11 protein-coding genes, 1 tRNA gene and 1 pseudogene are annotated in these 22516 nt (G+C 66.5%); 10 read left to right on the forward strand and 3 right to left on the reverse strand.

The genetic code is table 11. The features are described from left to right. From NNX37_RS13625 to NNX37_RS13635, 3 genes and pseudogenes are all read right to left on the reverse strand, one after another. Positions 1 to 2817 (reverse strand): FG-GAP repeat domain-containing protein, encoded by a 2817-nt coding sequence (locus NNX37_RS13625; RefSeq protein WP_255793266.1) that lies wholly within the window; start codon positions 2815 to 2817, stop codon positions 1 to 3. Positions 2818 to 3017: 200 nt separating this feature from the next. Then, positions 3018 to 3476: an NUDIX hydrolase gene (locus NNX37_RS13630; RefSeq protein ID WP_255793547.1), complete on the reverse strand. Its 459-nt coding sequence runs from the start codon at positions 3474 to 3476 to the stop codon at positions 3018 to 3020. A 6-nt stretch (positions 3477 to 3482) separates the two neighbouring features. After that, positions 3483 to 4067 (reverse strand): annotated as a pseudogene (locus NNX37_RS13635) (TetR/AcrR family transcriptional regulator); the annotation flags it as partial. A gap of 165 nt (positions 4068 to 4232) precedes the next feature. Between NNX37_RS13635 and NNX37_RS13640 the strand changes: the two are divergent. The 10 genes from NNX37_RS13640 (at position 4233) to NNX37_RS13685 (ending at position 22333) form a co-directional block, all read left to right on the forward strand. After that, a tRNA-Gln gene (locus NNX37_RS13640) sits at positions 4233 to 4304 on the forward strand. Between the two features lie 75 nt (positions 4305 to 4379). Next, a complete protein-coding gene (gene glmU, locus NNX37_RS13645; protein ID WP_255793267.1) occupies positions 4380 to 5891 on the forward strand; it encodes a bifunctional UDP-N-acetylglucosamine diphosphorylase/glucosamine-1-phosphate N-acetyltransferase GlmU in 1512 nt (503 codons plus the stop codon). Next, complete coding sequence (locus NNX37_RS13650; protein WP_230024813.1) at positions 5891 to 6874, forward strand: ribose-phosphate diphosphokinase; 984 nt, start codon at positions 5891 to 5893, stop codon at positions 6872 to 6874. The genes glmU and NNX37_RS13650 overlap by 1 nt, the downstream gene beginning before the upstream one ends. 255 nt (positions 6875 to 7129) lie before the next feature. Further along, a complete protein-coding gene (locus NNX37_RS13655; RefSeq protein ID WP_255793268.1) occupies positions 7130 to 7738 on the forward strand; it encodes a 50S ribosomal protein L25/general stress protein Ctc in 609 nt (202 codons plus the stop codon). A 66-nt stretch (positions 7739 to 7804) separates the two neighbouring features. Beyond that, on the forward strand, positions 7805 to 8392 hold the full coding sequence (gene pth, locus NNX37_RS13660; protein WP_255793269.1) for an aminoacyl-tRNA hydrolase: 588 nt from the start codon (positions 7805 to 7807) through the stop codon (positions 8390 to 8392). Positions 8393 to 8746: 354 nt separating this feature from the next. Beyond that, positions 8747 to 11362 (forward strand): helix-turn-helix transcriptional regulator, encoded by a 2616-nt coding sequence (locus NNX37_RS13665; protein ID WP_255793270.1) that lies wholly within the window; start codon positions 8747 to 8749, stop codon positions 11360 to 11362. 19 nt (positions 11363 to 11381) lie between these two features. Continuing rightward, positions 11382 to 14081 carry a helix-turn-helix domain-containing protein gene (locus NNX37_RS13670; protein ID WP_255793271.1) on the forward strand — a complete coding sequence of 900 codons (2700 nt, stop codon included), beginning with the start codon at positions 11382 to 11384 and terminating at the stop codon, positions 14079 to 14081. A gap of 452 nt (positions 14082 to 14533) precedes the next feature. Beyond that, positions 14534 to 16564 carry a helix-turn-helix domain-containing protein gene (locus NNX37_RS13675; protein WP_255793272.1) on the forward strand — a complete coding sequence of 677 codons (2031 nt, stop codon included), beginning with the start codon at positions 14534 to 14536 and terminating at the stop codon, positions 16562 to 16564. A 286-nt stretch (positions 16565 to 16850) separates the two neighbouring features. Beyond that, entirely contained in the window at positions 16851 to 19598 is a 2748-nt protein-coding gene (locus NNX37_RS13680; protein WP_255793273.1) for a helix-turn-helix transcriptional regulator, read from the forward strand. Further along, on the forward strand, positions 19595 to 22333 hold the full coding sequence (locus NNX37_RS13685; protein WP_255793274.1) for a helix-turn-helix transcriptional regulator: 2739 nt from the start codon (positions 19595 to 19597) through the stop codon (positions 22331 to 22333). Before NNX37_RS13680 ends, NNX37_RS13685 begins: the two co-directional genes overlap by 4 nt. Positions 22334 to 22516 lie beyond the last annotated feature (183 nt).

Here is a 22516-nt window from a genome sequence, read left to right on the forward strand (position 1 = left end):
TCAGAACCTCCCGGAGCCGGCGAGGAACGAACCGCGCAGATCCATGGGATAGGTAATTACGCCGGCAAAGCGGGTCCCGCTGGCACTTACGTACTGTAACCAGCCGCTCCGCTTCACCGAAAGGACCCCACTGTTGTCCCGGTAATGCCCCCGCACGGCGGCTAGCGCCGTCGTATCACTCCATCCCGCGGAAGCGGCAAGGACCGCCGCTCCGTCGAAGCTGCCCTTGCCGTTGGAGGGCTGGAAGTAGAGCTTGGCTCCGGACCGTCCCAGCAGCCCCGCCCGGCCGGACCCCGACATGTCGATCATCGTGATATTGCGGCCCTTCCATCCGGTCCCGATCGCGTAGCCGGCGCCGATTGTCCCGCCGGCGCCCACCGGGTGCCGGCGCACTTCCCCTGCGGCGTCCAAGCCAATGACCGTGGGGTAAATGCCGCTCACCCACGGTCCTACTGTCATGGTTTTCATAGCCCATCCGTAAGCTACGACGGCCGGGGCCTCGAACCCGCCGTTCACCTTGCCCCGGTGCCACTCCAGATTTCCGTTGGTCCGCTGGACCAGGATGTCGGGGATACCGTCTCCGTTCCAGTCCGTGACGTGGAAGCTCCGGATGGTGCCCGCCTGCCAGCCGGTACCGTGTCGGACAAGAGGTGAGTATTTGCCGCCGCCATTGGACGCGGCGATCAGCAGTTCCCCGGCTGCGTTGATGATGACCAGGTCGGAGCCCGAGGAAATTGTCGGATTCGGGTCCACATGTACCTCGGCGATGTGGTTGTTCTGATAGGCGACGAATACCCGGCCGTCGGGCATTACCGCCAGCGGGGTACCGGCTCCGGTTTGGACCAGGACGGACTGGGTGCGTTCTTTTACATCGATTAGCATGACCGTGCTGCCGGAACTGTGAACAATCTTGCTGGTGCCGGGGACCGGATGGGCGCGGGCGGTTTGGTAGCCGGGTCGAGCTGTCCGGTTCCGGACCGCCAGCGTCTGCTGGAGGGTTCCGTTGGCGGGGTCGAGGCCCAAGAGCCCGTTGATGGTGGCCACATAGAGAGCGCCGTCGACAATCATCGGCGAATACAGATCCCGGTGGCCCTTGAGATATGAGACCCATAGTGTCTGGTCCGTGCGGGCGTTATAGGCGAAGACACAGGCATCGCCTGTGTAATCGGCAATACCGTAGCCTCCTCGGCCCGAGGTCGTCCCGTAGGCGATGTCCCCGTGCCCGGAGAGCCCGACGATTGACTGCTCGGGGATGAACTTATTCAGGACCTTCTGAAGACGGTTGGTCACCGGATCTATAACAGCGAGGGCGCCGCCGCGCAGACCGTATTCCGGTACGGTGCCCGCAAGTACTTTGCCGCCGGCAGCCGTCCAAGCGAACGGTCGGGACTGCATGTAGGTTGTTCGCAGATTAGCGACAAGCGTGAAGGCGGCGTCGCCCTCTGCTATCCGGCGGCGGTCGAAGGCGTACAGTTTCGCCGAACCATACGAGCCGATGTACAGACGGTTCTCGTCGTACTGCATCAGGTGTTCGATCTGCGCGATGCCTACCGTGTTGCTCGAACGCCAGCGTGCATCCGTGACGGGGTCAAGGGAAGCGATCCCGTCTCCTTGATAGCCGCCCAGATACAGCAGGCCGTGATCCGAACTGATGAGTGACTGCACCTGAAGGGAACCTGCCAGCAGATCGGGGCGAATACGCCGGACCTCCGCCTTTGTCCTGAGTGAGTACTCAGCGACGACGGGCTCGCCGGAATGGCTACCTGCGACCAGGACCCTGTCGCCTGAAACGTAAATCGAGCGTGCGAGGGGTATACCCGTGGGGCACACAGCGGTCTCGGTCATCAAACCTGTGTCGGTCTGGAGCAGCAATGACCCAGCTGCACGCCAGGTGATATTTCCCTGGGCGGCGGAGAAGGGGCTGGAAAGTGGATTCAAATTATCGGCATTTATCCACGCGGCTTTCAGCAGATCGTAGACGTAGCGGCGCGTGGCATTAGTATTGTCCTCGGCAAAAACGATCAATTTGTCTCCGCATGCAACGATCTTGTGAACGAAGCCGACAGCGGCGGCATTCGGAATTTTGAGGACAGTCCGCCGGGTCGGGTCGTTCACAGGGAATGACACAATGTGGGGATTCTGGGACCCTGTTCCGACAAAGACCGTTTCCTTCCAGACGGCGAGAGCCTTCACATAGTCGGTCAGCTCGTCTAGTGGTGGGTAGGAGGTAAATTTCCGGTTCTTAGGATCGTAGCGCCAGACAATTCCGCTCGGATAGGAACCACCCCAGAGCCCTCCGGCAGAGTCAAGGACAAGAGCGTACGTTCCGGACGCACCGGGAGTACTCACACCGAGCGACACCAGTTTCCTGGTGGCAAAGGACCAGGACAAAATGGTGCCTTCGCTGGCTGCATATACGGTTCCTGTAGCGGGATCCCAGGCGAGGGTGGCAGCCAGCTTGTGTCCCTCCGGAGTGGTTTCAGCGTGCTCCCGTCGTCCCGTTGCTGCGTCGCAGACTTGGAACTGGTTGGTGCTTCCGGAGGTGGCGGTGACTAGCTTAGGTATCCCGGCGGTATCGGTGATCACCAGCATGTCGAGGAACGTCAAGGACGGGAAAGCATCCTTGTAGATCCTTTTGATTCCCGCTCCCGAGGCGACCCGGCGTAGCTCCGACGTGCCGGTGCCGAGAGCCGCAGGAGCGGACGGAGACCATGCCGTGGCGGAGGGGACAACCGGCGGACCCGCCGCCGTGAGGAAGCCGGTGGCGGCCGCCAGCGAAAGTACCGAGCGGCGGGACATGGGGGCAGGATTGGTCATCTTGGTCCTTCCGGACGCGCGTCTGCAATCGGCAGGCCTCCGGGACAGGAGCAGGTCTAGCACACGGGGTCAAGTTGGAGAACAGCAAAGACCCCAACCTGCATGGTCGGGGTCTTTGCTGCGGTCCGCAATGGCGGCTCTAGTCTTCTTCTCTTGTGTTTCTGCTGACGGAAAGGGAAAGTTCCGGATCCCTGAACCGCTTAGCCCAGCAGCATGGGCAGGATGTGCTCGCTCAGCAGCGGCGAGAGGTCGGTGCGTTCCGCTGCAGCCGTCGGCGCGGTCCAGAGAATCTCTTCAATCTCCGCGGCTGCAGCGGGCTGCGGGCTCCCCGCGGGAAGGGTCCACGCGAACAGGCCGGCGTCTATGAACGTGTTTTCCTCGTTCGCTGCCGGACCGTACCAGCGGCCCAGATCTTCCAGCTCCGCGGCGGCAACGGTGAGTCCGAGCTCCTCACCGATCTCCCGTGCGGCTGCCTCGGCGAAGCTCTCGCCCGGCTCAAGCTTTCCGCCGGGCTGCATAAAGCGGGAGGTGCCGCGCTTACGGACGAGTAGGATCCGGCCGTCGTCGTCGCGAACCAGGACTGCCGAAAGGCGCAGGACGGCGGGACCGGGCTCGTCGCCGCCGGCCGGGGCGGCAGCAGCGGAGCCGAGCACCGGCATGTGGGAGAGCTGCGGATCCTTCTGCAGCCCCGCCAGGCCGTTCCAGGACAGGTTCACCAGGTGCGCCGCCACGGTGGCCTTGTCCGGGGTCCGGGTGTCCAGCCACCACTGGCCGGTCATGGCCACCATGCCCACCAGCATCTGCGCGTACATCCCGCCGACTTCGGCGCTCAGGCCGCGGCTGCCGAACTCCTTGGAGAGGATGTGTTCCACGTGCCGGGTGATCCGGGACAGCAGGGTGGAAAATGTCCCTTCCGGCTGGGACGGAGGCGCGTCCCGGGTGAGGATCCGGAAACCGTCGGTGGAGTTCTCAATATAGTCCAGCAGGGCATAGGCGGCGCGTTCCAGCAGCACCCGGGGAGCGGCATCGGCGCTGAGCGACTCGGTCATCACCTCAAGCAGGCGGCGGAACTCAATGTCCACCACCTCGTTGTAGAGGCCCTCCTTGGAGCCGAAATGCTCGTAGACCACCGGTTTGGAAACACCGGCCGCGGCCGCAATGTCCTCGATGGTCGCGCCGTCGAGGCCGCGCAGGGCAAACAGCCCGCGGGCCACCTCGATGAGCTGGGCGCGTCGCTGGATGCCGGTCATACGCAGGCGCGTGCCGCCCGCGGAAGTCTTTACCACCGGACCAGTGTACCCACGCGGGTCCCTGGCAGACGGAGGGCGTGCCCGGGCGGTCGCGACTCAACTCGCGAACACCTCGGCTCCCGTGGCAGACTAAACTCTTGTGTGCGGGGCTAGCCACGCACATGGTCCGCCCTGGTGTAATGGCAGCACCCCGGCCTTTGGAGCCGTGGAGTATAGGTTCGAATCCTATGGGCGGAACGCTGTGCAGTGTGCCTGTGAGGGCAGCCGCGCACCAGAAATACGCCGGCCGTACCACCGAGGAGCGCCATTTTCGTGACCACCAACGATGTCCGAACCAGTGGGGCCACCACCGGCACTTTGTCGGCAGTGATCGTCCTTGCAGCCGGCGCCGGCACACGGATGAAGTCCCGGACCCCGAAGATCCTGCATCCCGTGGGCGGCATCTCGATGCTCGGCCACGCCCTCGCCGCCGCCTCAGAGCTGCACCCCCGTTTCCTGGCCGTCGTCGTGCGCCACGAACGCGACCTTGTCGCCGCGCACGCCGCCGAGCAGGCACCGGCGGCCGTCATCGTGGACCAGGACTCGATCCCCGGTACCGGCCGCGCCGTCCAGGTGGCACTCTCGGCGCTGGATGCCGCTGACGGGCTCGAAGGCACCGTTGTGGTGACTTACGGCGACACTCCGCTGCTTGAAGCGCAGACCCTGCGCAACCTGGTGGCCGTGCATGAAACGTCCGGCAACGCCGTGACCGTGCTGACCGCCAGGCTCGCCGACCCGACCGGCTACGGGCGGGTCCTCCGGGCCGAAGACGGCACCGTCACCGGGATCGTTGAGCACAAGGACGCCACTGACGAGCAGCGGGCCGTTCGCGAGATCAACTCCGGCATATATGCCTTCGACGCCGCGGTGCTGCGCAGCGCGCTGGAATCGGTCACCACCGCTAACTCGCAGGGCGAGATGTACCTGACCGACGTCCTGGGCATCGCCCGCGCCGCCGGCGGACGCATCAGTGCCGTTGTCACCGATGACACCTGGCAGGTGGAGGGCGTCAACGACCGCGTCCAGCTTGCCGCGCTCAACGCAGAACACAACCGGCGCAACCTGGATAAGTGGATGCGGGCCGGTGTCACGGTCGCGGATCCGGCGACGACCTGGATCGACTCGACGGTAACCCTGGCCGAAGACGTCACGATCCTCCCGGGCACGCAGCTGCACGGCTCCACCAGTATCGCCCGGGACGCCGTCGTCGGACCGGACACCACCCTGACCAACGTCACCGTGGGTGAGGGTGCGCGCGTGGTGCGTACCCACGGGAGCGACGCCGTGCTGGGCGCCGGAACCAGTGTCGGACCGTTCGCCTACCTGCGCCCCGGCACCGTGCTGGGTGCCAGGGGCAAGATCGGCACCTTCGTGGAAACCAAGAACGCCGACATCGGCGCCGGGTCAAAGGTTCCCCACCTTTCCTATGTGGGGGACGCCACCATCGGCGAGGAGTCCAACATCGGCGCAGCGTCCGTTTTCGTGAACTACGACGGCGTCAACAAGCACCACACGACCATCGGATCGCATGTGCGCATGGGCAGCGACAACATGTACGTGGCGCCCGTCACGGTGGGCGACGGCGCGTACAGTGGAGCCGGAACGGTGGTCCGCAAGGATGTCCCCGCCGGTGCCCTCGCAATCAACGTTGCGCCTCAGCGCAACCTCGACGGGTGGGTGCTGGACAAGCGTCCCGGGACTGCCGCCGCGGAAGCTGCGGCGGCCGCGGCCACCAACACTTCTTCCTCAGTAACTGATTCCCCCACGCGAGAAAGCGATCATTAATGAGCAGCGAGATCACCGCACAAGGTGAAAAGAAGCTTGTCCTTGCCACTGGCCGGGCACACCCGGAGCTGGCCGAGGAGATCGCACGCTGTCTTGACACGGATCTGCTGCCGCTGGCGTCCTATGACTTCGCCAACGGCGAGATCTACGTCCGTCCCGGTGAGAGCGTCCGCGGCACCGACGCCTTCGTGATCCAGGCCCACCCGGCGCCGATGAACAACTGGCTGATGGAACAGCTGATTACCGTTGATGCGCTGAAGCGGGCCTCCGCCAAGCGGATCACCGTGGTGTCCCCGTTCTATCCGTACGCCCGGCAGGATAAGAAGGGCCGCGGCCGCGAGCCGATTTCCGCCCGCCTGATCGCCGACCTGTACAAGACTGCCGGCGCGGACCGCATCATGAGCGTGGACCTGCACACCTCGCAGATCCAGGGCTTCTTTGACGGCCCCGTTGACCACCTGATGGCCATCCCGCTGCTGGCCGACTACATCCGCACCCGCGTAGACGTCTCCAACGTCACGGTGGTCTCCCCGGACACGGGCCGTGTCCGTGTCGCTGAGCAGTGGGCCGAGCGCCTGGGCGGTTCGCCGCTGGCCTTCGTACACAAGAGCCGCGACCTTACCGTCCCGAACCAGGCCGTGTCCAAGCAGGTCGTCGGCCAGGTTGAAGGCCGCACCTGCGTGCTGATCGACGACATGATCGACACCGGCGGCACCATTGCCGGCGCCGTCAGGGTGCTCAAGGAAGCCGGAGCCAAGGACGTCATCATCGCGGCCACCCATGCCGTGTTCTCCGACCCGGCCGCCCGGACCCTCGCCGAGTCCGGTGCCCGCGAAGTTGTGGTGACGAACACGCTGCCGATCCCGGCTGCCAAGCGCTTTGACCAGCTGACCGTGCTTTCAATTGCCCCGCTGATTGCGCGGGCCATCAAGGAGGTCTTCGAAGACGGATCAGTCACGAGCCTCTTCGACGGCAAGGCCTAGCACTTACAGCACCGGCGAACCCAACCGCCCGTCCGGACCGCACCTCGAGTGCCGTTCGGGCGGGCGGACTTGTGCTGGTAGCATGGAGAGCGATGCCTAGGCGAGGGAGCGGCCCGGAGAATTCCGGACGAACTCCGTTATCGACGGTGGCTGGCAACTTCTGATCGTACAAAGGACCGTTATCCGGTCCGTACGGTGCACTGTTCCGAAACCGGCGCCTGAGGCAACCACGGAACACCACTTACAGGAGTAGCAATGTCTGAGCAGAAGCTCGCAGGAACCGCCCGCACCGAGTTCGGCAAGGGTGCAGCCCGCAAGGCCCGCGCCGCCGGCCAGATCCCGGCAGTCATCTACGGCCACGGCGCCGATGTTATGCACATCCTGCTGCCGGCCAAGGCCACCACGCTGGCCGTCCGCACCTCCAACGCCCTGCTGGAAATCGACGTCGACGGCGAGTCCCACCTGGCCCTGGCCCGCGACATCCAGCGCGATCCGATCAAGCAGATCATCGAGCACATCGACCTCCTGACCGTCCGCAAGGGCGAAAAGGTCGAGGTTGAGGTCAACGTCCACGTTGAAGGCGAACTGGCTGCAGGCGACTCCGTCTTCAACCAGGAAGCCAACACGGTCCTGGTTGCCGCAGACGCCACCGACCTGCCGGAAACCATCGTGGTCAGCATCGAAGGCCGCAAGGCCGGCGAGCACATCTACGCCTCCGACCTCGTCCTGCCTGCCGGCGTCGAGCTGCTGCTTGATCCTGAGACCATGATCATCAACATCTCCGAGTCCACCGTTCAGGACCTGGGCGCTCCGTCCGACGAACAGGTTGCCATTGCAGCTGCTGAAGTCGGCGCAGAAGCGTAACCCACTTCCGGGGTCTGCTCCCGGTAACGGAGCCGTCCGGTTCTTAGTGAAGGAGCAGTACCCGTAGTGAACAGCAACACCTGGCTTGTAGCCGGGCTCGGAAACCCCGGGCCCGGCTACAGCCGTAACCGGCACAATATCGGCCAGATGGTCCTCGACGAGCTGGCCTCCCGGATGGGCGGAAAGTTCAAGACCCACCGGTCGCATGCATCCATTGTCGAAGGACGCCTCGGCATCGGCGGTCCCCGCGTAGTGCTGGCCAAGCCGCTGACTTATATGAACCTCTCCGGCGGGCCAGTCTCGTCCCTGTCCCGCTTTTTCGATATCGATCCGGAGCAGGTCGTGGCGGTTCACGACGAAATCGACATCCCTTTCAACACCGTTAAGCTCAAGCGCGGCGGCGGAGAAGGCGGGCACAACGGTCTCCGGGATATCAGCAAGGCCCTGGGCACCAAGGACTACCTGCGTGTCCGGGTAGGCGTGGGCCGTCCGCCGGGCCGCATGGACACGGCTGACTACGTCCTCAAGGACTTTTCCGGCACGGAGGCCAAGGAGCTGCCGTTCCTCGTAGGTGACGCCGCCGATGCCGTCGAGCTGCTCCTGGCGGAGGGGCTTACGGCCGCCCAGCAGAAGTTCCACGGCACCGGCGCCTGACGGTAGGGGACTAGGTACCGGCGGCACGGAATGGGGTAGTTTTCCAGCGTCGGGAATAGCGGGGAGCCATTGTTTCGGTTCGGTTACCCGGCCTAAAATGTAACCAGCCTTCAGGGCTCCCAAAGCGGGGCCGACGTCGGGAGGCCTCCGAGACTGGGCCACCCCCATCCCGGCGTCGGTCCCTTATTTCCCAGCAGTACCGTCTACGGCCCGCCCGTCTGGTTGCAAATACATGTATTTGTATCTAGACGGGCGGTCCTGTTGCACCGTATGCTCCAACCCACTGACCAGTTGCGAGCAGTGGTGTCCGGATCAGGACTCCATGCGGGCGTTGTGGGGGGCGTAGGCCGGCCGATGGACAATGAGTCACCTGTAGCCGAGCTGATCGGGCGTGCCGAGCTGCTCGACGACCTATGCGCTGCGCTGGCTGCCGGTGGTGCCGGAGCTGTCATCCTGGGCCGGCCAGGCGTCGGAAAGACCGCAGTGCTCCGTGCCGTAGCGGACCGGCTGCAGGCCGACTTCCACGTCATTCCGATCCGCGGCAGCGCCATCTCCGCCCGGACCCCGTACGGGGCACTGGCCTTCCTGCTCAGCGGCCTGCCCGAAGGCGCGGAGCAGGATCCGCTGCAGCTGCTCCGGGAACTGAGCCGCAGCCTTACCGCCCGGGCCGGACAGGGCCGGATATTGGTCAGGGTGGACAATGCGGACCAGCTGGACCGGTTCTCCATCATGGTGCTGTCCCAGCTGCTGCGGCGGGGAACCATCGCCGTGCTGGCGGCCGCCTCGATCCAATGGGGAGCCAATCCTGAACTCGTAGGCCTGTGGAGCGAAGGACTCCTGGAACGAGTCGATCTCGAACTGCTGACCGAGCGGCAGACCCGCCAACTCATGCAGCAGATACTGGGCGGACCGGTGTCGTCCCTTGCCTCCGGAACCATGTGGCGGGAAACCGAGGGCAGTCCGCTGCTGGTCCGGCTCATGACCGCCGCACAGGTCCGCTGCGGAACCCTGGCACGCAGGGATGCCACCTGGGTCTGTACCGGCCCCTTCGTCCGCACCGGGGAAGTCAGCGAAGTGCTTAACAAGGTGCTGGACCGGCTGGGTGCAGCTGAACGGCGGCTGGTGGAAGTCCTGGCGCTGTGCCGAAGTCTTCCCTTGTCCACCGTCCTGGAAATGTTGCCGGCGCCGGGGGTTGATGCCCTTGAAGAACAGCAGATCATCTCCGTGGCAGGGACGCCGGCAGCAGTCCGGCCCGGAGCGTGGATTCCCGGAACGGTCATAGCGGAAAGCATGGCGCCCGGCCGGAGGCGGAAACTTTGGGAAGACATCTCGGCGCTGATTGCCTCCGAAGATTTGGACGGCGACGAACTGACGGCATTCGCGGACTGGACACGGTCCTGCGGGGAAAATCTCCGTCCGGCGGACATCCTCCGTGCAGCGCGCACCGCGAACAGGCGCGCGGATCCCGCAGCGGCACTCAGGTTCGTCCGGACCGTGCCCGCGGCGGTGCGCAGCCAGGATCTGGTCCTGGAAGAGGTCCGCGCCCTGCACTTCATGGGGCATCTGCAGGAAGCCCTCCGCGTCTTCCGGGACGCGGAGCCCCGGCTGGTCCCGGAGGAACGTTTCAGTTATGTGCCGTTGCTGCTGCTTCACAGCCGGACGCAGGCACGCCTGCCCGGGGCCGGAGACCCGCATGAGACGCTGGCCGCTGTCGAGGCATCATGCCCGGCGGAAGGGGAGCACCCTGAACTTGCTGCGGCGCTGGTCCTGGCGCAGGGCGCATTGGCTGCGGACGGGGGCCGCCTCGGGGAAGCACCGGAGGTTCCGGACCGCCTCGCGCGGCTCGCCGCGGACGGCTCGCTGACTCCTGCCACCCGGACGGAGGCGGCCGCGCTGTCCGCCCTTGTGCTCGCCCTGGCCGGACGGAACAGCGAGGCACTGCAGGCACTCAGGCAGCTGGGGCCGCCGGAGAACTATGCCGTCAGTCCCGCGAACGCGGGGGAGGTCTGCACCCGCATTTTCGATGCCTACGTTGTATCGGGTGAGTTGGAGCAAGCTGCTGATTTCGTTCGGTCCTTCAATGACAGCGGAGTCCGGCCCTCCTACCAGGGCAGCGGCGGGGAGCTGGCCGTGGCCGTACTCGCATCATGGCAGGGACAGGACGGTGCAGCGCGGCATGCGCTCTCCGGCGGTATCGGGCAGCTCCGTGTCCACGATCCGCAGGACATGCTGCCCCTGGCACAGACCCTGGCGGCTTACGTCCGCCGGGAGCAGCCCCCGGAAGGTCCCGGAATGCCGGGCAGGGAACAGGGCCCCAGCCAGCATCCCGGCTACGTTCGTGATTTCCTGAACCGCTATTTTTCTCTCCTGGCAGGTAATGCCGTAAACGACGAGGCCTGCGCCCGTCTGCGCGGCGAAGCGGCGTCTGCCCGGGCGAAAGGGTATGCGGCGCCGGCACTATTGTTTCTTTCAGCAGCAGTGCGGACGGGTGACAGGCAGGCAGCTGCCGAGATCCTCGCGACGGCACACGAGGTGAGCGGAAGGTTCAGTGAGCTGTTGGCGGATTTTGCTGCCGGGATCCTCCGCAATGACCCCGCCCTGCTGCTCAGCGCGGCTAAGGGGTTCAGCGACCGCGGGCAGTACCTGCTCTCCCGGGATGCGGCGCAGGCGGCGGAGGACAGGTTGGCTCACGCCCGCACCGCGGAGCGGAAAAAGCTGGCCAGAACGGCACGGACCCTGATTAACGCCAGCCTGAGGCGAATGCACCAAGTCGGGGGCCGCGCAGAAACTCTGGCGGAATTGAGCCAATTCGAGGCAGATCTTGCGCATCGTGCGGTTACGATAGCCACCACCACGCAGATCGCCGGAGAGCTGAACCTGTCTCCGCGAACTATCGAGTGGCACCTGGGAAAGATCTTCGCAAAGCTCCACGTCTCCGGCCGTTCCGAGTTGGCGGAGATTCTGGTCTAGGAACCGACGGGGGAAGAGGATGCACGGGTTCAACCCGCGGCCGCTGATGGGCAGGGATGCCGTCCTTTCCTCCGTGCTCGAGAGTCTGCGCCGGCCCGTCGGACACGGCGCCGTCGTCGCCGGGGAAGCAGGTCTAGGGAAGACCGCCCTGGCGGCGGCTGCCGCACAGGAGCTGCAGGATTCGATGCCCGTCCACTGGGTCTATGCCAGCCCGGCCCTGAAGGCCGTGCCGTACGGGGCGCTGGCTGCCCTCCTGCCGGACCTCGCGCCGGGGCAGACCGGGTCACCGCTGGCGGTCATGCGTGCCCTGATATCCCGGTTGTCGGACCCGGCGGGCGGTGGACTGCCCGCCGCACCGCAGCTCCCCGAACCCCTGGTCATCGTCGACGATGCACACGACATCGACGGGCCGAGCCTCGACCTGCTCGCCCAGCTGCTGGACGCCGGACACATCCGGCTCCTTGTCCTGACCCGGTCCTTTCCGGATATATCCGGGGTTCTTCCGCATACATGGGACGGTCAGCTGACCCGCCACGGCCTGCTGCCGCTGGACGAGCGGGAAGTGCTGAAGCTGTGCCAGCAGGAGCTTCAGGGCCAAATCAGCACGACCGCAGCCGTTGAGCTGGCCCGCCTTGCCGGCGGAAACCCGATGTACCTGCTGGCGCTGCTTGACGAAGCGGTGCGCCGCGGCTTCCTGGTCCAGCGGCATGGCATCTGGGTCGTGACCAACAGCGAGGTCCCGGTGGGCGGACGCGTGGGTGACCTCGTGAAGACACAGATACGCGGCCTGGACCTGCCGGACCGCACAGCTTTGGAAATGATCTGCCTTGCCGAACCGCTGCCGCTGCCGGCTGCCTTCCGGCTGGGGCTGCATGACTCGGTGGACCGCCTCACGAATGCACTGCTGGTGAAGATCTCTGGCGATGTCCACCAGGTCCTGCGTCCGATGCACCCGATCTATGGAGAAGTCGTCCGCGGCATGGTTCCGGCGGCACGGAGCGCCCGTCTCCTTGATCAGCTGCGGCACGCCATGGAAGGGGTGGAGACGGAGGAGGAGGGACTGCTCCGCCGCATCTCGTGGGCGGTGGCCCTGGGGGCGGAGGTCCCGGAGCATGAGCTCCTATGTGCGGCGGAAACCGCGAACAACCGCTCCGATCCCCGGCTGGCCCTTCGCCTGGCAGCTGCCGTGGGAAACGGAGAACTGCGGATACCGGCACAAATCCAGGCGGCGCGCGCACTGCTGGTGCTCGGGGAACCCGGGCCGTCAGCCGCAGCGTTGGAAGGAACACTCGAGCAGGCACCCGATCTGCACGCCGTGAAGCAGGCGATGACGGTGCACGTCCAGCTCGCCCTGACGGCCGCTGAGGGAACCGGCTGGGAAGTTCCGCTGGCCCGCGAATGGACCCGGGCAACGGACCGGCTGTCCGGCAGCGAACCTCCCCAGGCGGTGGAGCGGGCCCGCTGCGGCGCTCAGATGCTCGGCATCCTGCACCGGGTCAGGGAGGGCGACTATGTCTGGGCAGAACTGGAACTGGCTCAGGTGCTTCGTTCCGCAAGGGCGAGCATGGACCATGAGGCGGTCCTCTTTGCCGAGGCACTGACGGCTGAGGTTCTGGTGGCAACGGGACGGGCGCAGACCGCACTCGAACACAGCACGGCTGCCATGAGGATGCTGCAGGAAGGCACCGGGGAATTGCAGCTTATGGGTTCGTTCGTCCTGCACCGGCACCTTGCCGTGCTGCTGTGGCTCGGCGAATGGGAACAGCTTAAGCGCTCCGTCGGTTCTGCGGATTCACTTGATCAACGGGCCCTCCTGCATTCCGGCGGCGTGGTCGACTTTGCCCTGGGTTTGAGCCGCCTGCGCTCCAGTGCCCTCGAAGACGCCCTCAAGGACTTTTCCGCTGCGGCGGAAGCTGCGGCGATCGCTGATCCCGAGGGAATCCTTCCCCTGTCGCTGGCTTTGGGTTCCTTTGCCGCCGGCAGTCTCGGCCAGCGGGACCTCGCCGGGCGGCTGCTGGAGGAGGCAGGACGGGTATCCCCGCGGGGGCCGGAGCCTAGCCGGGTGCTGGCCGACGGGATCCTGGCGGGCGGGCGTTTTGCACGGGATTCCGACGACGCCTCTCTGCAGAAACTGCGGGATCTGGCTGCGCAGGCGCAGGAACGGTCCTTCACTTCGGTGGAATTCACCCTTCGGCACCTTTCCATGCGGCTGGGCTGCTTCGACGATGCCGGACGCCTGCTGAAGGTCACGGAAGGATTCGAAGGACCGCAGGCAGGTGTGCTCAACCGGGTGGCCCGCGCCGTGGTCGATCAGGACAGCGCGGCGCTTCTCGCCCTGGCTGCCGACCCCGATCCGGAACTGGACCTGCTCCTGGCCGGGCAGTGCCTGGCCGAGGCGCAGCGCGTGGCCCGCAGGAGTAACGACAAGGCCACACTGAACCGGATCCAGCGCCTGGCGGGCCGGCATGGAAGCCGCAGCCGAGGCTCGCTTCCCGGGTTGACCCGCCGGGAACTCGATGTTGCCGCACTGGTCGCGGCCGGACGTCGCAACGCCGACATCGCCGGCACACTGAACCTCTCCGTCCGCACCGTCGAAGGACACATTTACCGGACGTACGAAAAACTCGGCATCAGCCGCAGGGAAGAACTCAAGGCAATGTTTCCTCTGCTGGACCAGCCATCCGGAGGAGCGCGGAACCGGCCTATGGCCGCCGAGTAGTTTTCGCTGGAAACACCAGTAGGTTTTACTCGGGCGCCGCCATTGCGGGGTTCGTAGCGTTGTAGCCGTTACCCACGGTTCCGTGTGCGGTTGCGGCAGGGGGCTTAGCCCGCAGCCTGCGGCGCACGGGAACCTCGGGTCCCACATACGGAGCCGGCGGCGTCGATGCCCTCTGAGACCGGGGCGTCCCCCCAGCCGCCGCCGGCTCCTTCCCGAACGCCTATCCGCCGACGCTGCGAATGCCGGCATCAACAGCACCGCGCAACCGGTGAAGGAGCCGTTCGATGGAAGCTGCCGGACGCCGCGAAAGCCTTGAAGGCAGCCAGCCGCTACCCCGTTCCGCATCGGTGCCGGCCCAGGTTCAAAATGCGGCGGCAGGAGCCCTCCAGGCGCTGTCCGAAGACAAAAGTGTTCTGGTCACGGGCGCCGCAGGGACAGGGAAGTCCACTGTCATGGCCAGTATCCTGGCGGGCCTCGGCAACGACTACTCGGTGCTGCAGCTGCGCGGGACTGCCTCATGGGCGGGAAAACCCTTCAACGGACTCTTGTGGCTCCTGAGCGAGCTGCCGCCGGAGTCCCTGTCCGATCCGGTGTATGTGCTCCAGTTCCTCCGAAAGGCTTTCCAGGAGAAGGCCGCCGGCCGCCGGCTGGTTCTCGCCGTCGAAAATCCGGCGGACCTGGACGCCGCCACGGCGGCCGTTCTCCTCCAGCTGTGCAGGGCCGGGTCGGCGCTCTTGCTGGCCACAGCCCGTGACCTGTCCGCCTGCAGCGGGGAGCTCGTCCGGTGGTGGGCCGAAGGCTCGGTCCATCGGGAGTCCCTGGAGCCGCTGCGTCCCGGCGCCACCCGGGTACTGCTGGAGGAACTGGCGGGCGGTCAGGTCTCTCACCGGCTTGTGGCCCAGGTGCAGAGAAGGAGCCGGGGAAATCCGCTGCTTTCGTCCATGTTTCTCCGGGAACAACTGAACGCCGGGACGGTGCTGAAGCGGCACGGAACCTTTGTGTGGACGGGGGCGGTGTCATATTCCGGAGCCCTGGCCGACCGGGTGGCAGCGGAAACCGTCGCCCTGTCCCCGGCGGAACGCTATGCGGCGGATGTCCTGGCGGTCACCGGGGCCCTGCCCCCGCTCCTGCTCCTGCGGGTGGCCGATCCGGTCGCCGTGGAAAGGCTCGAGCAGGATCTGCTGATCGTCTCCGGTCCAGCCGGTACCGTCCAGCTCAAGGATCCGCTGCTCGAGGAGGCGGCGGCAGCACTGGTCCCGCCGGGCCGTGCCGCCGAAATCCGGTCCCTGTTTGCCGGCGTCGTCAGCTGGGTCCCCGGTTCCGGCCCGCAGGCGCCGGAGGCGGCCCGCAGGAGGGCGGCTGCGGCCGCGGTTCGGGAGGCGGCGGATCTATCCCGCCGCGGCCGGTGGGAGGAAGCTGCCGCAGCCGCCCGGCGATGCCTGCAGGCAGCGGATGAACAGGGAGTCGAAGACAGCGGAGGGCCGGACCTGCTGTCGGACCTTTTCCACGTGTTCCTGCAGTGCGGTGACCTGCGCGAGGCTGAGGACCTCCTGTCGCGGTTGGATAAGGCAACCGAGGGTGCGGAGCTTCACGGAGGCAACGACCTATGCGCGGGTACCGTCCAGGTTCTCGGCGGGCGTGCCGACCGTGCCCTGGATTACCTGCGGCGGGCCATTGCACAGTTCGAGGCAGACGGAACCGCGCAGCTGCTTCCCCTGGCGCATTCCGCCGCAGCCTATGCCTGCATCCTGCTTGATGACATTGACACCGCATACGGTTACCTCGCTGCAGCGGTCGATCCCGGTCCGGCCGGAAAGGATCTTCCGGCGGCCTCTGATTCGGCGGAAACCGCCCAATGGGCCGCACTTACCCGACGCCTTACCGGGCTGTGCGCTGTCCGCGGAGTGACCGGCGGGCCGGGACCTGCCGCGGCCGGAGCGGATTTGGACCTGCCCGGAGCTCTGCTGGTGCTGGCCACCGCCGCCCTGCACGGCCACCCGGGAGCAGCCGAAGAGCTCGGTGAAACGGCAACCGGCTGCAGCGGGGACGCTGCGCAGTTGTACCTGGAGCTCGCTGAGGCGCTCACGGCGTCGGAGCCCGAAGGTCTCTGCCGGGCAGCAGAACGGGCCTATCAGCTGGGTCACTACCTGACGGCGTACGAGGCAGCCCGCAGTGCGGTCCGCCTGTCCCGGGCGCAGGCAGACCGCGCACGGCTGCGCGCTGCGACCCGAATCGAGAACGCCAGTTACCGGATGCTGCGGACAGCCAATTCGGTGTCGGACCGGCTGTCGGAACTGTCCGATTTCGAGCAGAGACTGGCACTGGGCGCAGCCGCCGGGTCCAGCAGTTCCCACCTGGCTGCGGCGCTGCATCTCTCACCCAGGACGGTGGACTGGCATCTCGGCCGCATCTTCCAGACGCTACGTGTTTCCGGCCGCGCGGAACTGCGCGAGTGCCTCGAAACCGAACACCAGCACGAGTGAGATCCGGTATTTCTTTCCACGGACACCCTGTTGCAGGTGGTTTAGGCCGGTAATTACGTAGCCCGGCACGGCCATCCACGGGTCATTTCCAAGTAACCGCGTAGCGGAACTAGGGTGCTCTACTCGTGTAACGCCGGGAAGGCGTTCCTACGCTGGTGCACAGCAGGAGCGCCTTGACGGGCCGCCGGTGGGTGGACATCCCCGGGGTGCAACCGAGTCCTGCTACTGAACCTGAACCTGAACCTGAACAAGAAGAACCTGAACCGACAGAAACCGGGTCTCCCAAGTGCAGCCACATGATGATCAGCAATCCCTGCTCCGCAGCTCCGGCAGTACCTCCGGCCTTCCGGCAGCGATGACTCCTGCCGGGGCGCCCGGCACGGCCGGCCAGGCGGCCCAGCCGGTCATGATCGGCAGGGCAGGAGTCGTTGAAGAGATTCTGCGGAACCTCGCCGGGGCAACACCGGGAACCGGCTGCCTGCTCGTGGGCGAACCCGGGATCGGCAAGACCGCAGTCATGCAGCACGTACTCCGGCACCTGCAGGAGGACACCTACATTGTGCAGGTGCGCGGCTCGGAATTCGCCGGCCGGACACCGTTCGGCGCCCTGACGTTCCTGCTCTCCGACCTGGATCCCGAGCTTTCCGAGCACCCGGTGATGATCCTGCGCGGACTTACCCGGCTGGTGACGGAGCGCGCCGGCGGGCGTCCCGTCCTCCTGACCGTGGACAACGCTGAGGAACTGGATGAATTTTCCGCCATGGTGCTGACCCAGCTGGTGCTCAACCGCAGTGCAGGCATGCTCGTCGCCTTCCGCGACTTCAGCTCGGCTCCGGCGGAATTCGCCGGTCTGTGGCGCGACGGCGTCCTCGCGCGGGTGGACCTGGAACCGTTGAGCGTTCCGGAAGCCGGCGCCTACCTCGGCTCCCTGCTGGGCGGCACGGTCTCCCGTGCCGCCGCCGTTGCCATCAATGACTACGCCGGCGGCAACCCGCATCTGCTGACGCTGGCACAAACGGACTTCCGGGATGCCGGGCGGCTCAGGCAGCACAACGGCAGGTGGATCCTGGCCCCCGGGGAGGACATCCGCGGCGGACGGGTTGCCGGCGCGGTGATGGGTAACCTGGCGCACCTTTCACCCGCCCAGACCCGGCTGCTCCAGCTGCTGTCCATGGCGGAATCGCTGCCGCTGCCCCTGGTTCTCGCCTGGCTCGGCAACACGGACCTGGACGCACTCCAGGAACAGGGAATCGTCGCCCTGGATACGCGTCCGGTGCCGGATGTACTGATCTCCAACCCCGTGGTGGCGCGGTCGGTCCGGGCAGGATTGACGTCGGCACAGCAGCGTCAGCTCTTTGAAGAGCTGGCCCCGTCGTTCAACACCGGACTGGTCCTCGATCCGCTTGTCCTGGCCCGCTGGCTCGACTGCATCGGTGAAGTTCCGGGCCGGGACCTGGCTGTGGGGGCTGCACGGCAAGCCACCGCACTGGGCCTGCCGGAAACAGCCGTCCGGCTGATTTCGGCAGCTTTCAGCGGGAATGAAAACGCCGGGGCGGTCATCGAGCTAGCCCGTGCACGGACGGCACAGGGCGAATACGGTGCAGCACTCGGAGTACTCGCCCGCTTCCGGGGCAGCGATGCGGTCCCGTCTGCCGGGGACCGGATCCGCCTGACGCTCGCCGAATGCCGGGTCCTGTGCATTGAGGCAACCGGGCTGCGGGATCCGCGCTCAGCCGAAGCCGCAGCAGAGCCCACCCGGATGCGGCACACCGACCTCTTTGAACAGGTTGAACGGGAGATCGCCGAGCTGGACGGGGCGGCCGGGGCCGACAGTGCCAGGCGCGAACTGGCCCTCGCCCGTGCCGAATGCCACTCGGCCCACGGCCGGTTCCTGGTGAACGCCTCCTACCTGGCCGGCCTTGAGTTCCCGGATGCGGACTTCCGGATCCTGCGTGCGGCCTGGCTGAGCGAAGCCTGGAGCATGACCAACCGCCAGGACGACGCCGTCGAACTTGCGGGGACGGTGGAACGGATGCTTGAGGGAACGAGCGCCGATGTCCGCGCCGGCGTTGTCGGCAGGCTGCTGCACACCTATCTGATCACGGGGGCGCTTTCCGCCTGTGAACGGCTGCTGGCCGGAACCACCGGTATGGAGGGCACACACGCCGAGTTGGCCGAGGGATTGCTGCACGCCTTCGCCGGCAGGCCGGAACCGGCGCTCGCTGCACTGACCCCCGCGGTAAATCAGCTGATGGTCAGCGGGCCCGCTGCCTTCCTGCCCCTTGCGGCAGCGGCAGCAGCGTACTGCCACGCCGTGGAGGAGCGAAGCGAGGACGCCCGCCGGTACCTGCAGGTGCAGCGCTCAGCGGCCGACGGCGGACCCTGGGCGGTGCGCCGCGGCGCCCGGCACTTCGCCGCCCTGGCGGAGGCAACACTCGGCGGGGAGACCGGCAGCGCCCGCTTTGTTTCGCTCGCTGCGCAGGACCAGCGGCGCGGCGCCTACGCGTACGAGCTCCTTGCACGGTTGACGGCTATGCGGCTCGGTGATGCGGAAAGCCTGGACGATGTGCTTTCCGCTGCCGCAAACCAGCAGGGGGACTTCGCGGCGTTGTGTGAGCTCTATGCCAAGGGCCTGGGCAACGGCGACGCCCAGATGCTCCTGCGGGCATCGGAGCTGGCAGCCGGAGCCGGCCACGTCCTGCTGGCCCGCGAAATCTCGGAGCACGCCCTGGGCATCGCCTCCGGTGCCGGAGACCGGGCCACCGTCCGCTTCATCCACCGGAGCCGAAGAACCGCGGCGCCGGACGCGCCGGCAGAGGCCGCAGACGAGTTCCTCGGCGCCCTCACCGCCCGGGAACGCTCGATCGCCAGAAAAGCCGTGGCCGGCACCAGCAATAAGAAGATCGCGGAGGAACTTGGGATTTCGGTTCGAACCGTTGAAGGACATCTATACCAGGTGTATTCGAAGCTCCACGTCGGCAGCCGGCGGGAGCTGGCACGCACCATCGCGGAGCAGGCAGGGGCAAAGAAATGACGTACTGGGGGCAGGGCAGCCAACTCTTCGGACGGGACCGGGAACTCACCGAGGTGACCAGCCGGCTGCTGGACCCCGGGCTGCGGGGCGTCGTCCTGCTTGGAGCTGAGGGAATCGGCAAGTCCTACCTTGCTGCTCACGCCGCTGAGCACCTGAGTTCGATGATGGCTCCGTACTATGTGAGCGGAAGCCCCGTGTTGTCCCGCATGCAGTACGGCATCCTCTCCACGTATCTGGGATCCACCACCGCCGCCGACATGGAATCTCCACTGGCTGTCCTGCGGACGGTGCGGGCCCACTTCCAGCGGCTGACGGAAACCAGTGGCATGCAGACCCTTTTGGTAGTGGACAATGCCCAGCACCTTGACGAAGCCAGTGCCCATCTGCTGACCCAGCTGGCCATGTCCGGGGAGCTTCGGCTCATGGTGATTTCCCGTGCGCGGGCACCCAGAATCCACGAACTGCTCTCGCTGGCCCGGGACGGCCTGCTCGCCCGGGTGGATCTGGGGCCGTTGTCCGCGCAGGCTGTCCACGAGTTCTGCGTCAGCGCTCTCGGCGGGCCGGTGCTCCAGGCCTCCAGCACGGTGCTGCATCGGATGTCCCGCGGCAACCCCCTGTATGTGAAGGAACTGCTGACCGGGGCACGGCTGCAGCAGCGGTTGGTGGAAAGGAACGGTGCCTGGTTCCTCACAGGGGAATCGGACTCTGCGGACACGCCGCTGGCGGACCTGATCAAGACGATGCTCGCTTCCCGCAGTCCCGCGGAGCGCAGCGTGCTGGAGACGACGGCGCTCGCCGTGCGCCTGCCGCGGTCGGTGGTTTCGGCGGTTTCCGACGATGAAGCCGTGCGTTCGCTGGTGATCGACGGTCTCCTGGAGGTCCTCCCGGACCGGGATGAATCAGCACATCTTGTGCAGCCGCTGCACGAGGAAATCATCCGGAGCCTGGTCCCGGCGGCCCGGAGCGCGGAGATCCGTGCAAAAGTCCTGAGCCGCTACGACCCGAAAACGCTGATCGATTCAAAGGAACCTTCCGGCCTCGACATCCTGCTCCGCCATGCCGAGTGGGCGCTGGACTGCGGGGAACAGCTCGGGCCCGAAGACCTGCTCGCGGCGGCGCGCGCGGCCAACGACATGGGGGACGCAGCACGCGGGATGCGGTTCGCAGCCGCGGTCCGCCCGCTGCCCTTCCGGCGGGAAGCGGACGTGGAACTTGCCGTCGCGTATGCCCGGCAGGGCAGCTACGGTCGGGCCCGCACCCAGTTGGACGCGCTGAAGAGCGGGACGGACGACGCCGGCGCCTGGACACAGCTCAGCATGCGGCGGGCGGTATTTACGGGCGCACTGATGCTCCGCCAGACCAATGCTGAGGGCCGGACGTTGACTGCCCTGTCCGAGAGATGGGTTGAAGCGGCAACAGCGCTGGCAGTCCGGGCAGATGCTTCCGCAGGAACTCCGGCCGGAGTCCGTGCGGGGGCGGAATTGCTTGCTGCCGCTGCGCTTCTCCTGGACGGCAGCTACACCGAGGCCCGTAGCTGCCTGGCCGGGCTCGCTACGCAGGAAGCTCCGGACCCCGAACAGGCCCTTGTTTTCCACGGCCTCTATGCAGAAGTCCTCACGGCGTGCGGCGACGTGGAAGCAGCGCTGCAGCAGGCGCAGGACGCCGCAGACCTGCTCGACGCCAGCTCCGGACAGCTGTGGAGCTATTCCGGGTTTGTGTTCGTGCGCCATGCCTTCGCCCTGCTCCATGCCGGCCGGTTTACCCAGTTGGAGCAGCTTGCCGCCCGGGTCCATTCCGGACCGCGGCACCTGTTGACCGCCATGGGCGGGACGCTGGGGGTTATCGAGGGCGCCCTTGAAATTCACCGGGGGAGGCTGCATGAAGGACTGAGGCGCCTGCGGCCTGCGGTGGAATCACTGCGGGACTGGGATCCCGAGCTGCTGCTTCCCTATGCGCTGGGGCTCGCAGGCTACGCATCGGCAGTGGTCGGCGACGGGACGCCTGCCGCCGGATCCGGCTCCCGGATGACGGCGCCGGGATACACCGGTCCCCGGCATTTGTGGCTTACCGCCCAGGCATACGCCGCTGCAGCCGAGGCATCGCAGTCCACCGAGGGTCCAACCCCCGACAGGCTTGCCGCGCTTGCCGCTGAAGCACGGGCCGCAGGACTGCTCAGCAGCGAAAAAGACATTCTCGAACTGTGCCTTGCCGTCGGGGACCTGGCCCAGGTGGGCCGCCTCGCCGAACTGACCGCGGACCTCGACGGCGGGGAGGCCCGGGCGCTGCATACTTATGCCGCCGCCGTGGCTTCGGGTAACCCGGACCGGATGGTCGCGGCCGCCGAGGACGCCATCCGTGCGCAGAAGTACCTGGTAGCCGTGGAGAGCATCGGCCATGCCATCCGGTTCTACGGCAACCACGGAAACCTGCGCCGGCAGCGCGCGCTGATCCAGCAGCTGCGGCGCCGCCGGGAGGAACTGGCCGGTGTGACCGTCTCTTACCTCAGCCCGTCACTGCACCTGGTCCGCCTGACCCGGCGTGAACATGAAATTGTGGATCTGCTGCTCTCCGGCGCCACGACCAAGGACATTGCCGGGCATTTCACCCTCTCCCAGCGGACGGTGGAGGGGCACGTCTACCGGATCTACGTGAAGCTGGGAATCAGCCGCAGGGCGGACCTCGACGCGGCCTACCGTGCCCTGGAACCGGGACCCCGGACGGCGTCCCTGCTCTAGGCAATCCTGCACTGGCGGGAGTGCACTCCCGCCCCACGCGTAGCAATGCAGGTAGACGCCCTCCGGCGCAGAGCCCGTCCATCCCTCCAACCGAGTACCCGGTACTCGTGCCCGCAGCAGACGGTCCTCCTAGATTGATGCCCGTTGGATAACTGTTGGTTTGGAAAAGGAATGACGGTCTCG

Origin of the sequence: Arthrobacter zhaoxinii, from assembly GCF_024385505.1 — a bacterium.
Lineage (GTDB): Bacteria > Actinomycetota > Actinomycetes > Actinomycetales > Micrococcaceae > Arthrobacter_B > Arthrobacter_B zhaoxinii.